The 12873-nt window shown below is 71.2% G+C and carries 16 protein-coding genes; 4 read left to right on the top strand and 12 right to left on the bottom strand.

All coding sequences use genetic code 11. From position 1 onward, the window contains the following. Positions 1–15: 15 nt before the first annotated feature. From KSF81_RS13400 to KSF81_RS13390, 3 genes are read right to left on the bottom strand one after another with little or no spacing between them, the layout of a single operon-like run. A complete protein-coding gene (locus KSF81_RS13400) occupies positions 16–429 on the bottom strand; it encodes a DUF6468 domain-containing protein (RefSeq protein ID WP_217379411.1) in 414 nt (137 codons plus the stop codon). A gap of 4 nt (positions 430–433) precedes the next feature. Continuing rightward, on the bottom strand, positions 434–1495 hold the full coding sequence (fliM, locus tag KSF81_RS13395; protein WP_217379410.1) for a flagellar motor switch protein FliM: 1062 nt from the start codon (positions 1493–1495) through the stop codon (positions 434–436). Then, positions 1492–1728, bottom strand: a complete 237-nt coding sequence (locus KSF81_RS13390) for a flagellar basal body-associated FliL family protein (RefSeq protein WP_217379409.1) — start codon at positions 1726–1728, stop codon at positions 1492–1494. The genes fliM and KSF81_RS13390 overlap by 4 nt, the downstream gene beginning before the upstream one ends. Positions 1729–2227: 499 nt before the next feature. On the opposite strand from KSF81_RS13390, the gene flgF reads away from it, so the two are divergent. From flgF to flgH, 4 genes are read left to right on the top strand one after another with little or no spacing between them, the layout of a single operon-like run. Then, positions 2228–2962, top strand: a complete 735-nt coding sequence (gene flgF / locus KSF81_RS13385; protein ID WP_217379408.1) for a flagellar basal-body rod protein FlgF — start codon at positions 2228–2230, stop codon at positions 2960–2962. Between the two features lie 22 nt (positions 2963–2984). Further along, positions 2985–3770, top strand: coding sequence for a flagellar basal-body rod protein FlgG (flgG, locus tag KSF81_RS13380; protein ID WP_217379407.1), 786 nt, complete (start codon positions 2985–2987; stop codon positions 3768–3770). Beyond that, the gene (flgA, locus tag KSF81_RS13375; protein WP_217379406.1) at positions 3770–4717 is read left to right on the top strand and encodes a flagellar basal body P-ring formation chaperone FlgA; all 948 of its coding nucleotides are present in this window, start codon (positions 3770–3772) and stop codon (positions 4715–4717) included. Before flgG ends, flgA begins: the two co-directional genes overlap by 1 nt. A 14-nt stretch (positions 4718–4731) precedes the next feature. Continuing rightward, a complete protein-coding gene (flgH, locus tag KSF81_RS13370; RefSeq protein WP_217379405.1) occupies positions 4732–5460 on the top strand; it encodes a flagellar basal body L-ring protein FlgH in 729 nt (242 codons plus the stop codon). 151 nt (positions 5461–5611) lie between these two features. On the opposite strand, the gene KSF81_RS13365 is transcribed toward flgH, so the two are convergent. The 9 genes from KSF81_RS13365 to KSF81_RS13325 form a co-directional block, all read right to left on the bottom strand. Continuing rightward, positions 5612–5983: a chaperone modulator CbpM gene (locus KSF81_RS13365; protein WP_217379404.1), complete on the bottom strand. Its 372-nt coding sequence runs from the start codon at positions 5981–5983 to the stop codon at positions 5612–5614. After that, positions 5984–6922 (bottom strand): DnaJ C-terminal domain-containing protein, encoded by a 939-nt coding sequence (locus KSF81_RS13360; RefSeq protein ID WP_217379403.1) that lies wholly within the window; start codon positions 6920–6922, stop codon positions 5984–5986. It abuts the gene before it with no gap. 192 nt (positions 6923–7114) lie between these two features. Continuing rightward, positions 7115–7558: a thioredoxin TrxC gene (gene trxC / locus KSF81_RS13355; RefSeq protein WP_217379402.1), complete on the bottom strand. Its 444-nt coding sequence runs from the start codon at positions 7556–7558 to the stop codon at positions 7115–7117. Between the two features lie 280 nt (positions 7559–7838). Further along, the gene (locus tag KSF81_RS13350) at positions 7839–8456 is read right to left on the bottom strand and encodes a hypothetical protein (RefSeq protein WP_217379401.1); all 618 of its coding nucleotides are present in this window, start codon (positions 8454–8456) and stop codon (positions 7839–7841) included. After that, entirely contained in the window at positions 8440–8850 is a 411-nt protein-coding gene (locus KSF81_RS13345; protein ID WP_217379400.1) for a hypothetical protein, read from the bottom strand. Before KSF81_RS13345 ends, KSF81_RS13350 begins: the two co-directional genes overlap by 17 nt. Continuing rightward, positions 8850–9713, bottom strand: a complete 864-nt coding sequence (locus tag KSF81_RS13340) for a CbiX/SirB N-terminal domain-containing protein (protein ID WP_254453511.1) — start codon at positions 9711–9713, stop codon at positions 8850–8852. The genes KSF81_RS13345 and KSF81_RS13340 overlap by 1 nt, the downstream gene beginning before the upstream one ends. Next, complete coding sequence (locus KSF81_RS13335; protein WP_254453510.1) at positions 9607–11184, bottom strand: nitrite reductase; 1578 nt, start codon at positions 11182–11184, stop codon at positions 9607–9609. Before KSF81_RS13335 ends, KSF81_RS13340 begins: the two co-directional genes overlap by 107 nt. Next, on the bottom strand, positions 11165–12370 hold the full coding sequence (gene nirJ, locus KSF81_RS13330) for a heme d1 biosynthesis radical SAM protein NirJ (protein ID WP_217379398.1): 1206 nt from the start codon (positions 12368–12370) through the stop codon (positions 11165–11167). The genes KSF81_RS13335 and nirJ overlap by 20 nt, the downstream gene beginning before the upstream one ends. Before the next feature lie 25 nt (positions 12371–12395). Then, positions 12396–12869 (bottom strand): AsnC family transcriptional regulator, encoded by a 474-nt coding sequence (locus KSF81_RS13325; protein ID WP_254453509.1) that lies wholly within the window; start codon positions 12867–12869, stop codon positions 12396–12398. Positions 12870–12873: the final 4 nt, after the last annotated feature.

Genomic DNA, 12873 nt, shown 5'->3' with positions numbered 1-12873 from the left:
GGCGGGGGCGCGGCATCATCGGGCGAGGCGCAGCGCGCGCAGCAGGTCGCGCTCGGCCTGGCTGCCGGCCGGTTGCGGTGCAGGCGGGGCCTCGGCGGCGGCCGGCCGGGCCATGCGCACCAGCCCTTCGAGCCGGTCCGCCAGCGCCTCCGCCCGTTCCACCAGATAGCGCAGGTCGTCACGCAGCGGCTCCGCCACGGCGAGCTTCTCCGCCACCTGCCGCCCCGCCGTCTCGGCCGCGGCACGCAGACGGAAGGAAGCAGCCTCGGCCAGGCGGGTGGCTTCGTTGAGGTCGGTGGCGCCGCCCTCCAGCGCGCCGCGGTCCCGGCGCAGCGCTCGCAATTCGCGCTCCAGCCGCAGCACGAAGGGCATTGCACCGGCCAGCAGCCCAGCCAGGGCGAGTTGCAGCGTCCATTCCAGCCAGGTCATCGCCTCATGCCTCCTGCTGCCGTCGCAATTCCCGTTCGATGCGCACCGCCAGGCGGTTCTCCCGCCGGCCCAATTCGCCCTCGTAGAGCGACACGTCGCCGCAGCGGAGCCGCACCGGCGCGCCAGGCGCGACGTTGAGCGTGATCCGGTCGCCACGCCGCAGCGACAGCACCGAGGCAAGTGGCATGGTCTGCTCGTCCAGCACGACATCGAGGGTGAGTTCGGTGTGCCGGAGCTCCTCGGCCAGATGCGTCTCCCAGATGGAGTCGCGGCCGAATTTCTCGCCCATGAATTGCTGCAGCAGCAGCTCCCGCACCGGCTCCAGCGTGGCATAGGGCAGCAGCAGCTCGATCTTGCCGCCGCGATCCTCCATGTCCACCCGCAGCCGGGACAGGATGCAGGCATTGGACAGGCGGGAGATGGCGGCGAAGCGGGGGTTCACCTCCAGCCGCTCGAAGCGGAACTGCACGGGGGAGAGCGGCCCAAAGGCATCCGAGAGATCCTGCAGCACCACGGTGATCAGGCGCTCCACCAGGGTGCGCTCGATGGTGGTGTAGGGTCGCCCTTCGATGCGCATGGCGGCGGTGCCGCGGCGGCCGCCGAGCAGCACGTCCACGATCGAGTAGATCAGCGCCGAATCCACCACCAGCAGACCGTAATTGTCCCACTCCTCCACCTTGAATACCGCCAGCATGGCCGGCAGCGGCACCGAGTTCAGGTAATCCCCGAAGCGCAGCGAGACGATGCTGTCGATCGAGACCTCGACATTGTCGCTGGTGAAGTTGCGCAGGCTGGTGGACATGATGCGGACCAGCCGGTCGAAGACGATCTCCAGCATCGGCAGGCGCTCATAGGAGACGAGGCCGGCGCTGACGATGCGCTGGATGCCGGATTGGTCGCCCTCCTCCTCCGGCGAGTCGCCGAAGCCGAGCAGGCTGTCGATTTCCGCCTGGTTCAGCACCCGGGTCGAATCCGGGGCCGGCGCGGCGGGGGCCGCGGTTTCCTGGGCAAGGGCATCGCCCCAGGCGGCAGCGAGGTCCTCCTCGCTTTCCCCCGGCGCTGTCATTGCAGCAGGATCTCCACGAACAGGACGTCGGCGATGCGGGTGGGCGGCTGATCCGCGCGCGCTGCCGGCGCGACCGCCATGTTGGCACGGGCGATCAGCTCCTCCCGCAGGCGGTGGGTGCCGATGCTGCCGCGCAACTCCTCCGGCCGCATCTCCCGCAGATAGGTGGTGAAGAGATCCAGCAACCGTGGCATCGCCGCCTGGATCACGGCGGCATCCTCGGGGCGCGCCAATTCCCAGCTTGCTGCGCAGCTTGATGTAGCTGCTGCGGCGCCCCGGCGCGTTCAGATTGGCCACGATCTCCGGCATGTCGAGGAAGACCGGCGGGCGCGGTGCCGGTGCGGCGGCGGCTTCCGCAGGATGGCCGCCGAGCAGGCCGGAAGCCACGCCGCTGAACCAGAGCCCCGTCCCGGCGGCGCCGAGCAGCAAGGGCAGGGCCATCAGCAGCAGCTTGCCGCATCCCCTGCCCTTCACCTCCTTCGCCTGTTCCGCCATGGCTCCCCCCGGATGCCCGATGCCGGCAGTGTCCCAGCCATGGATTAAGGAAGCCTTGCGCGGCAGACCTCGCCGGCCTGCCCGGCAGATCCTGCCCCCTGCGGCAATCCGGGCCGCCCTTTGGGCCGGTTTCGCCAGGCTTTCGGCCGGAATCCGTTGGCACGGGGGTTGCTTGGTTCCCTACGTTCCAGGCGCCAGGACGGCGCAAGAACGTCAGACCGCCCGAAGGGGAGCCCCATGGATTCGCCCGGCTATGTCATCCTCTCCCGCCTCGGCGCGCAGCTTCGCGCAACCCAGGTCCTGGCCAACAACCTGGCCAATGCCGAGACCCCGGGCTATCGCGCGACGCGGGCGGTCTTCGCCCAGCATCTGCAGTCCCAGCGCGACGTCGCCAAGGGCCAGACCAGCGTCGCCTATGCGACCGACCGCGCAACCTGGCGGGACACCGCCCAGGGGCCGGTGAGCAGCACCGGCAACCCGCTGGATGTGGCGATTCGCGGCGAGGGGTATTTCGCGGTCGAGACGCCGGAGGGCGAGCGCTATACCCGCGCCGGCCGCTTCACCCTGGACCAGGATGGCCGCCTCACGGATATGGAAGGCCATCCCGTGCTGGATGCCCGCGGCACGCCGCTGGCCTTCGCCGCGAATGACAGCCGCATCGAGATCCAGGGTGACGGCACCATCCGCAGCGAGAATGGCGTGATCGGCCGCCTGCGGGTGGTCCGCTTCGATGACCCGCAGCGCCTGCGCGCCGAGGGTGACCGGCTGTTCGCCAGCGACGACGCAGCGCAGCCGGTGGAGCGGCCGAACCTGGTGCAGGGCGCGGTGGAGGGCAGCAATGTCCGCCCGGTCCTGGAACTCACCCAGCTCACCGCCGAACTGCGGGAATCCCAGTTCGCCGCGCAATTCGCCGAGCGAGAGGGGGAACGGCTGCAGACCGCCGTGGACCGCATCCTCCGCCGCCGCTCCTGATCCATGGACAAGGGATAGACGCATGCGCGCCCTGCAGATCGCCGGCTCGGGAATGCTGGCGCAGCAGACCAATGTCGAGGTGATCTCGAACAACATCGCCAATATGAGCACCACCGGCTACAAGCGCCGGCGGGCGGAGTTCCAGGACCTGCTCTACCAGAACATGCGCCGCGTCGGTTCGCAGTCCTCCGATACCGGCAGCATCCTGCCCTCCGGCGCGCAGATCGGGCTTGGCGTGAAGACCTCCGCCATCTACCGCATCGGCGAGCAGGGCAGCCTGTCCCAGACCGAGAACCGCTTCGACCTGGCGGTGCGCGGCAATGGCTTCTTCCAGGTGCAGCTCCCCTCGGGCGAGATCGCCTATACGCGGGATGGCACCTTCGGCCTCTCGCCGGAGGGTGTCATCGTCACCGCGGAGGGCTTCGTGGTGCAGCCCGGCATCACCATCCCGGCGGCGGCGCGGGACGTCACCATCAATGCCACGGGCGAAGTGCTGGCCAAGCTCGACGGTCAGGTGGCGCCGCAGAATGTCGGCCAGATCCAGACCGCCATCTTCGCCAATGAGGGCGGGCTGGAGGCGGTGGGCGACAACCTGCTGCTGGCCACCCCCGCCTCCGGCCAGGCCCAGCTCTCGGCGCCGGGGCAGCCGGGCCATGGCCAGGTGATGCAGGGCTTCATCGAGACCAGCAACGTGAACGTGGTGCAGGAGATCACCAACCTCATCACCGCGCAGCGTGCCTATGAGATGAACAGCAAGGTCATCACCGCGGGCGACGAGATGCTCTCCACCCTGTCGAGGATGCGGTGATGCGCCCTTTGCTGCATTGCGCGGTGCTGCTGCTTGCCGCCCTGCCCTGCCCCGCGCCAGCGCAGGAGCTTGCCGCGCTGCGGCCGCTGGCAGTGGTGGAGGAGCCGATGCTCCGGCTCGGCGACCTCTTCGAGGGCGCGGGCGCCCGCGCCGGCCAGCCGATCGGTGCCGCCCCGGCGCCGGGGCGCCGCCTGGTGCTGGAGGCGCCGCAGCTTTTCGCCCTCGCCCGCGCTCATGGCCTCATTTGGCGGCCGCTTTCGGCGCATGAGCGGGTGGTGGTGGAACGCCCCGGCCGCGCCGTGCCGCGGGACGAGATCGAGGCCATGCTTCGCGCCGAATTGCTGCGCCTCGGCCTCGACCCGGAGGCGGAGCTCGATCTCGGCACGCTGCCGCCACCCATGGTGCCGCCCACTGCCGCCCTGCAACTGGCGATCGAGGCGGCGAGCTTCGATCCCACCAGCAACCGCTTCGCCGCCATCCTGGTGGTGATGGCGGAGGGCATGCCCACCGCCCGCCTCCGTCTGGCCGGGCGTGCGCTGGCGACCCAGCCCGTGGTGCTCGCCACCCGCCGCCTTGCGCTTGGCGAGGTGATCGGCCCCGGCGACCTGCGGCTGGTGCGGCTGCGGGCGGAGCGGGTGCGGCCGGGCGCCGCGCAGCACCCGGGCGAGGTCGTCGGGCGGCAATTGCGGCGGCCGATGGCGGGCGACATGCCCTTCATGGCGGCCGACCTCGCAGCGCCCTCGCTGGTGGAGAAGAACGCCCTGGTCACCATGCTGCTGGAGGCGCCGGGGCTTTCGCTCAGCGCCCAGGGCCGGGCGCTGGAGGCGGCGCCGCGCGGCGGGCTGGTGCCGGTGATGAATCTCGCCAGCCGCAGCATCGTGGAAGGCCAGGTGATCGGCCCGAACCGGGTGCGCGTCGCCATGGGCGCCACGCCCATCAGCCGTTGAGAGGGTCCCGGATCATGCGCCTTGCACCTGTCCTGCTGCTGCTGCCCCTCGCGCTCGCCGGCTGCGGCACCGCCGAACGCCTCTCCCGGATCGGCCGGCCGCCGGAGATGTCGGCGGTGACGGATCCCACCGCCGACCCGGCCTGGCGGCCCGTGGCCATGCCGATGCCGGCGGCACAGGACCCGCCGATGGTAGCGAACAGCCTGTGGCGCCCCGGCAGCCGCACCTTCCTGCGCGACCAGCGGGCGGCGCAGGTGGGCGACCTCATCACGGTGCTGGTCAGCATCCAGGACGAGGCGCAGTTGCAGAACCGCACCCAGCGCACGCGCCAGGGCAGCGACTCGCTCGGCATGCCGCAGCTCTTCGGCATGCAGACACGCTGGCTGCCGCGTGCCGCGAGCCCGGAGACGCTGCTCAGCACCTCCGGCAACCAGGTCTCGGATGGCAATGGCAGCGTCCGCCGCAACGAGACCGTCACGCTGCGCCTGGCCGCGACCGTCACCCAGTTGCTGCCCAATGGCAACCTCGTGGTCTCCGGCCGGCAGGAGGTGCGGGTGAGCGCGGAGTTGCGGGAACTGGCGGTGCAGGGGGTGATCCGGCCGCAGGATATCGCCAGCGACAACACCATCCGGCACGACCGGCTGGCGGAAGCGCGCATCGCCTATGGCGGGCGCGGCACGCTGTCGGACCTGCAGCAGCCCCGCTATGGCCAGCAGGTGCTGGATGCGCTGCTGCCCTTTTAGACAGGGATTCCGCCAAATGTGTACACCTTGGGCGGTGTTCCCCAGGAGCGACTTGGTATTCCGGGTTTGTGAATTTTGGCGGCTGCCTGCCAGGCCCCTGGAAACACTGACGATCTCTTACGGTTGACGTCCGCGTTCCGCCTAACCCCTGTCAGTTCCTGCCGGGCGGCGCGCCCTCGGCGGGGCCTGCCATCGGCGCATCGTCCGTGCCCGCCTGGAGCCTTGCCAGGACGTCCCGCCGCAGCGGTTCCGGCACGGAATGCAGCACCCCACTCAGCCGGCGCAGCGCATGGCGGAGCCCATGCATCTGGTCGAGGAGGTCGAGCACGACGGCGATGCCCTCGTCATTCACGCCCATGGCGTCGCGCAGGTCGCGAATCAGGCAGGCGCGGGCGAGATCGATCTCCGAAAAGGCGGGCTCCGGCCCGGCCCGGCCCGGCGCCAGCCAGCCTGCCTCGATCCAGGCTTCCAGCGAAGCGGCGTCGAGCCGCGCCCGCAGCAGGAATTCGCCACCCTCGAACATTCACCCCTCCATTCCCGAGCGCGGATTGTGGGCCTTGCCGGCGTCCCAGCCCGTGACGAATTCCTCCAGCGCCGGGTCCGGCCGGTCGGGCAGCACGACCCGGAGCGTGGCATAGGCATCGCCATGGGAGCCGTCCGGCCGCCGCACGCCCCTTCCCTTCAGCCGCAGCACCGTGCCGGTGTTCGAGCCCTTGGGCACCGTCAGCGCAACCGTCCCGGCGGGCGTCGGCACCTGGACACGGCCGCCGAGCACGGCTTCGGGCAGGCTGATGGGCAGATCGAAATGGATGTCGTCGCCCTTGCGGGTGAAGTGGCGATGCTCGCCCACCTCGACCTCCACCAGCAGGTCGCCCGGTGGCCCACCCCCGATCCCGGCACCGCCCTTGCCCCGCAGGCGGAGCACCTGCCCGTCGCGCGTCCCGGGCGGCACCGTGACGTCCACGGTCGAACCGTCCGGCAGGGTCAGCCGCTTGGTCGTGCCGTTGATCGCCTCCAGGAATTCCAGCGCCAGGCGGCCACGCAGATCGCCGCCACGCATCCGGAATTGGGCACCGCCCCGTCCACTGGCGCGCCCGCCGGCTCCACGGCCGAACAATTCGGCCAGCAGATCATCCGCATCCGCCATGTCGGCGAAGCCGGCATCGCTCGCATAGGGGTGCGGGCCGCCGGCGGCGCCCTCTGCGAAATCGCGGTAGAAATGCGGCTGCGGTGGCCGCTCGGCACCCGAGGCGTCGATTTCGCCACGGTCGAAACGCGCACGCTTCTCTGCGTCGCCGAGCAGGTCGTAGGCCGCCGACACCTCCTTGAACCGCTCCTCGGATGTCTTGTCACCCGGATTGAGATCCGGGTGCAGCTTCCGGGCCAGACCGCGATATGCGCTGCGGACCTGGTCCTGCGAAGCATCGGGCTTCACGCCCAGGATCTCGTAGGGGTTCTTCATGACCGCCTCACGGGACAGGCCCGCCCATGCTGGGGATTGGTGCGTCGCCGGGGGCGAGGCACCGCGACGTGGCAATGGCCAGGAGCGCGACAGTCAGGGCTGAAGCCATGGTGGCCGGTTACATCTCGGCCAGGTGAACGGGGCCTGGACACAGGCCGTCCATTAGTCCGCGGATCGCAGTTCTGCATCGCTTCAGGTGCCGCCCGCCGCGCGGGATGCCCAGTCGATGATCTGGCGGGCCGGCATGGCGCCCGCGCGGCGCGCCACCTCCCGTCCGCCCGCGAAGAGCGCCAGGGTCGGGATGCTGGCGATCCGCAACTCGGCCGCCAGCCCTGGAGCCTCCTCGGTGGAGACCTTCGCCAGGCGCAGCCGCGGTTCGAGGGCGCCTGCCGCGGCTTCGAAGTCGGGTGCCATGGCGCGGCAGGGGCCGCACCAGGAGGCCCAGAAATCAACCAGGATCGGGATGCCGCTATGGCCGAGATGGCGGCGGAAGCGCGCTTCAGACAAGGCGGCGGGGCGGCCCTCGAAGAGCGGCGCATGGCATTCGCCGCATCGCGGCGCATCGGCCAGACGCTCGGCTGGAACGCGATTGGTCGTATCGCAATGCGGACATACGACCTGAACCGGATCGCGCATGCTTCTGATCCTTGCCTCTGGGCACTCATATCGGCAGGCACAGCCGCCGCAACAACCAGCGCCGGACCATGGGGGCGGTTCCACCACGGGGGGGGCGTGGAGCGTTGCGCCGGGCACCGGTGCACCGACGCAGGGCGATGTGCCGATCGTCGGTGCCGCTGGCGTGATCCCTGCATGGGCCAAGCCGCGCGGGAGCGATGCCGAATAAAGGCGAGGCTTCGCCAGCCCGCCAGGAAGCCCGGCGACCTGGCGGACATCCTGCGCTGGAGGCGCCCGGCTCTCAGCGACCGTGCCGACGGCTCCAGAGTTCGGCCGCATGGGCATCCGCCTGCCCTGCCGCAGCGGCGCCCAGGGCAAGCAGGCCGAGGGCAATGGTCGCCTTGACCACGGCCGCCTCCGCCTCGGCGCCACGGTCATCCCGCCAGACCCGGAGAAGATCGGTGCCATCCGGCCGAGCGGCCGAGATGGCCGGCAGGTCGAGTTCCGCCTGCCCCGTCGCCCGGTCGAAGATATGCACCGCCACCGGCTTCAGGGGATTCCGCTCCACCTCGCCGCCACCGCCCTTCACCACCAGGAGCCGCGGCCGGCCAAGCCGTTCCGCCGCGCCCAGATGCAGAGCGATATAGGGTGGATGGAAGACCCCATCCACGCCGGCCCGCGCATCGCAGGGGTCGAGCAGCCGCGCCACCGTGTTCATGGGCGAGCGCAGGCCGAGCAGGGCCCGCAGCCCCAGCAGCCGGTCGAGGCCGGGACTCATCGCCGCCAGCGGCAGATAGGCGAAGCCGCTGGCCTCCAACTGCCGCAGCGCATCGGCGCGGTCCTGGGCCGGGCGCAGGCCGAGCGCCGCCATCGCCTCGGGCACCGGCGTGCCGTGCGAGAATTCATTGGAGCCATGCATCAGCACCCGATACCCCCCCTGCCCGCGCCAGGGTCAGGGCGGCGAGCAGGAACCAGGGGGCGCCCCGCGTCCGCCCGGCCCCGTAGGAGGGCCAGTCGAGATCCACCGGGGCCATGCCCGCCGGCACCGGGCCGGCGCCGGCGGCCTCGCGCGCCGCCTCGGTGAGGCCGGCGACCTCCTCCGCATCCTCGCCGCGGAAGCGCAGCAGCATGAGGAAGGCGCCGACCTGATACGGGTCCGCCTCGCCGCGCAGCACCATGCGCAGCGCCTCGCGCGCCTCCTGCCGCGTCAGGGCCCGGGAACGGCCGGGCCCGCGGCCGAGGGTACGGACATAGGTAGCGAAGGGGTGCTCCCCCTCCGTCGCGGCGATATCGGCATCAGGCTGCGCCCGCATCACGCCGCGCCCCCGCCGGTTTCCAGGGCCGCTGCCGCGGCGGCACCGATCACCCCCGCCACCGCGGGATCGGCGCCGATCGCGCCGGTATAGAGGGTCCGCCGCTCGCCCCGGTAGGGATCGGCGGCCAGCGCCGCTGGCACATCCCCCGCCGCATGGCCGCCGGGCGCCGCGAAGAGGCCCACCACCACCATGTCGCCGGCTTGCGCCGCGAGCCGGTCGGGGAGCATCGGTTCCTCCTCCAGGAAGGCGGTGTCGATCCAGCGGAAACGCCCTGTCTCGGCCAGGGTCCCGGCATGGAAACCCGCCGCCTCGCGCGAGGCGGCGCTGCCGGTGAAGCCATGCGCCACGAGCAGCAGCCCGCAGCGCCCGGGCACCAGCCCGGCCTCGGCGCAGGCCCGCAGGGCACGCTGTTCGATCACCTCGGTGAGGCCCGGCATCAGGCCGATGGGCTTGGCTTGGCAGACGTGCCGGCCATCCCGCGCGCCATCCGCTGCCAGCGCGCGCCCCAGGGCGACCCGCACGAAATAGCCGTCGCTCATGAATAGCGGCACGATGCAGACCGGGTCGCCGCGCAGCGCCGCGAGCGCCTCGGCCGGCGAGGGCGGCATGGAGAGGAAGGCGCAGGCCACCGCCTCGAAGGCGCCGCCGCGGCGCAGCGCCAGGGCCTGGGCCTCCACCGCCGCCTGCGCCTCCGGCAGGCGCGGCGCGCCATGGCCGACCAGCAGGAGACCCGGCCGCGCGGCGGGGGCGGGCCTAATGGCTGGTCCCCTCGGAGAGCGAGATCTTGTTGAAGACGTTGTACTTGCCGGAGGGGCGGCGCATCGGCAGCCGCGCCACCTCCTCGAAGCTTTCGGTGTCATAGACCACCACCGCACCGTCATCCTCCCAGATGCTGACCAGGGCATGGCGGCCGTCGCGGGTGAACTCCACATGCGCCGCGGTGCGGCCCGGTGCGGGGCGGAGCCGGCGCACCACCTCCAGGCTGCGCTTGTCGATGATCTGGATCGTATCCCGCGCGCCGGGGCCGCCCATCATGGAATCGGTCCAGGCATAGGGCGTGCGCTCATGGCTGCGCAGGAAGAAGCCGGGTCCATCCGTCGGGATGCGGGCCACCACGCTCCAGTCCGCGGTGTCGATCACGCTGAGCTGCGGCCGGTTAAGGTGCGGCGTCGCCAGCAGCCGCCGCCCCTCCCGCATCCAGGTGATGCCGGAGCCGAGATGCGGCAACCCTTCCAGCGGCACGGTCGCCACCGGCCGGCCGACATTGAGGTTCACCACCACCGTTCGCCCGCCCTCCCGCGTCGAGCCGAGCAGGCTGCGATAGGGCGGGTCGAACATGAAATCGTCCAGCGGCTCCTCCAGCGCGATCCGGCGCAGTGCGAAAAGCCCGGCGCTGGCGGCCAGCCCCTCCTCCATGCCTCGCTCATGGCTATGGACCAAGCCGGTGAAGACCGGCGGCGCGTTGTCGTCATAGGAGACTTCCCAGATCTCCGGGATGTCCTTCATGGCCACGATGAAGCTGCGCCGCGGCCGTGCGTCGTAGACGGCGCTGACGCGTGAGGTCGCGCCGCCACGCAGCGCCACTGCCGGGATTACGCGGCGCACCGAGAGGTCGCCGGCATCCAGCAGCACCAGGCTGTGCGGCAGGTAGTTGGCGACGGCGACGAAGCGTCCGTCGCTGGAGAGCGCGATGTTGCGGCTGTTCACCCCGGCCCGCACCTCGGCCACGGGCTGCAGGCTGTAGAGATCGTATTTCGTCACCCAGCCATCGCGCGACATCAGGTAGACGAAGCGGCCATCGGGCGAGAATTTCGGCCCGCCATGCAGCGCCGGACGGGTCGGGAAGCGGTGGATCGGCGTGAAGCGGTCGCCATCCAGCACCGTGGCGTGGTGGTCCCCGGTCTCCACCACGACGAAGAGATTGAGCGGGTCGGCATCGAAGACCGGCCGGGCAGGCAACTGGCCGGGCGGCACCAGCACGCTGCGCGTCGCCTCGATCTCGGCCGCGCCCCAGCGCAGGTCGGCGGGAGCGGGCTGGAAGATATGGGCGGCCAGCGCCTCGATCTCGGCCGGCGAGAGTGTCTCCGCGAAGCCGGGCATCTGCGTCGCCGGCCGGCCGCGGGCGATCACCGCAGCGGCCTGGGGCTGGCGCAGGCGGCCCATATTGTCGGGCAGCAGCGCCGGGCCACGGCCGCCGAGCCGCGCCTCGCCATGGCAGGAGGCGCAATGCTCCGAATAGAGCGCCGCCGCATCTTCCGCTGCCGCGGCGGGGCCGGCCAGCAGCAGCAACCCCAGCAGCAATGCCCAAGCGTCAGGCCAGCGCCAGCGCATCCCTGCCCTCCGCCGGCTCCAGCCCGATCTCCGCATCGGTGAGGTAGCAGCCCGGGTCTTCGGCCCAGACATCACCCGTGGCACGGAAGGGGCGCACGCGACTGCTGCCGTTGCAGATGCCAAGGTAACGGCAGGCGCCGCAGCGCCCCGTTACCAGGCGCGGGCGGGCGCGCAGCCCGGCGAGCAGCGGCTCCGACAGGTCGGACCAGATCTCCGAGAAGGGCCGCTCCTTCACATTACCCAGGCTGTGGTGCCACCACATCGTGTCCGGATGGGCATGGCCGAGATTGTCGATGTTGGCGATGTTCACGCCGCAGGAATTGCCGCCCCAGCGCCGCAGCGCCGCCTCCAGCCGCGCCGCCCGCTCCGGCACGCGCCGGCGCGCCCAGTGCAGCAGGTAGACACCATCCGCGTCGTTGTTGCCGGTCGTCACCTCCCGCTCCACCCCGCGCCGGGCCTGGTCCCAGCAGCGGTCGAAGAGCAGGTCCATGGCCTTGCGCGTCATGGCGTGCTCGGCATCGTCGCCGCGGTTTCGGTTGCCGCGGCCGGCATAATTGAGGTGGGAGAGGTAGAGCCTATGCACCTCCTCCGCCTCGGCGAGGTCGAGCAGCGCCGGCAATTCGGCGGCATTGTCCCGCGTGACGGTGAAGCGCAGCCCCACCTTCAGCCCGCGGTCGCGGCAATGGCGAACCCCGGCGAGCGAGGCGACGAAGGCGCCCTTCTGCCGCCGGAAGCGGTCATGCGTGGCCTCCAGCCCATCGAGGCTGATGCCGACGTAATCGTAGCCGATGCCGGCGATGCGGTCGGCCATCACGGCATCGATCGCGGTGCCGTTCGAGGACAGCCCGACATAGAAGCCCATCGCCTTCGCCCGGGCCGAGATCTCGAAGATGTCCGGCCGCAGCAGCGGCTCCCCGCCCGAAAGGATGAGCGCCGGCACGCCGAAGGCTCGCAGGTCGTCCATCACCGTGAAGATCTCGGCGGTGGAGAGCTCGCCCGGGAAGTCCACATCGGCGGAGATGGAGTAGCAGTGCCGGCAATTCAGGTTGCAGCGGCGGATCAGGTTCCAGATCACCACCGGGCGCGGCGGCCCCGGCCGGGCCACGGGCCGGGCGCGCGATGGCGCGACGGGCGCTGCCCCCTCCGGCGCGGCCAGGTCTCGCATGAACTGGGACAGTCGCAGCATCGCCTTCTCCTCTCGCGCCCTGGCCCTAGCCGGCCAGGCGCAGCCCGGTTTTCTTCAGGATCTGGGTGCTGAACAGCACCTCATGCGCCCGCGCCGCCGGGCCGAGCACCGCGGCGATCGCCTCCACCGCCCGCATCGCCTCGGCACGCTCGCGCCCATGCACCATGGTGAAGAGGTTGTAGGGCCAGTGCGGCGGGTGGCGCGGCCGCCTGTAGCAATGGCTGGAGAGGCCAAGCGCGGCGATGCGCGCGCCAAGCGCATCCACCACCTCATCCGCCACGTCCCATACTACCATGCCATTGGCGCGGTAGCCGAGCGCGTAGTGGTTCGGCACCGCGCCGATGCGCCTGATGGCGTCCTCGGCGAGCATGCGCTCCATCCGCTGCATCACCTCGGCCGGCGGCAGGCCCGTGGCCTCGGCGATAGCATGGTAGGGGCGCGGCTCCAGCGGCAGCCCCGCCTGGGTTGCCTGGACGATGCGGCGATCTGCGGCGTCCATCCGG

It is taken from the genome of Siccirubricoccus sp. G192 (genome assembly GCF_019084075.1).
GTDB lineage: Bacteria > Pseudomonadota > Alphaproteobacteria > Acetobacterales > Acetobacteraceae > G192.
The sequence above is the reverse complement of the archived record's forward strand: the minus strand, read 5'-3'. Positions and strand labels throughout refer to the sequence as shown.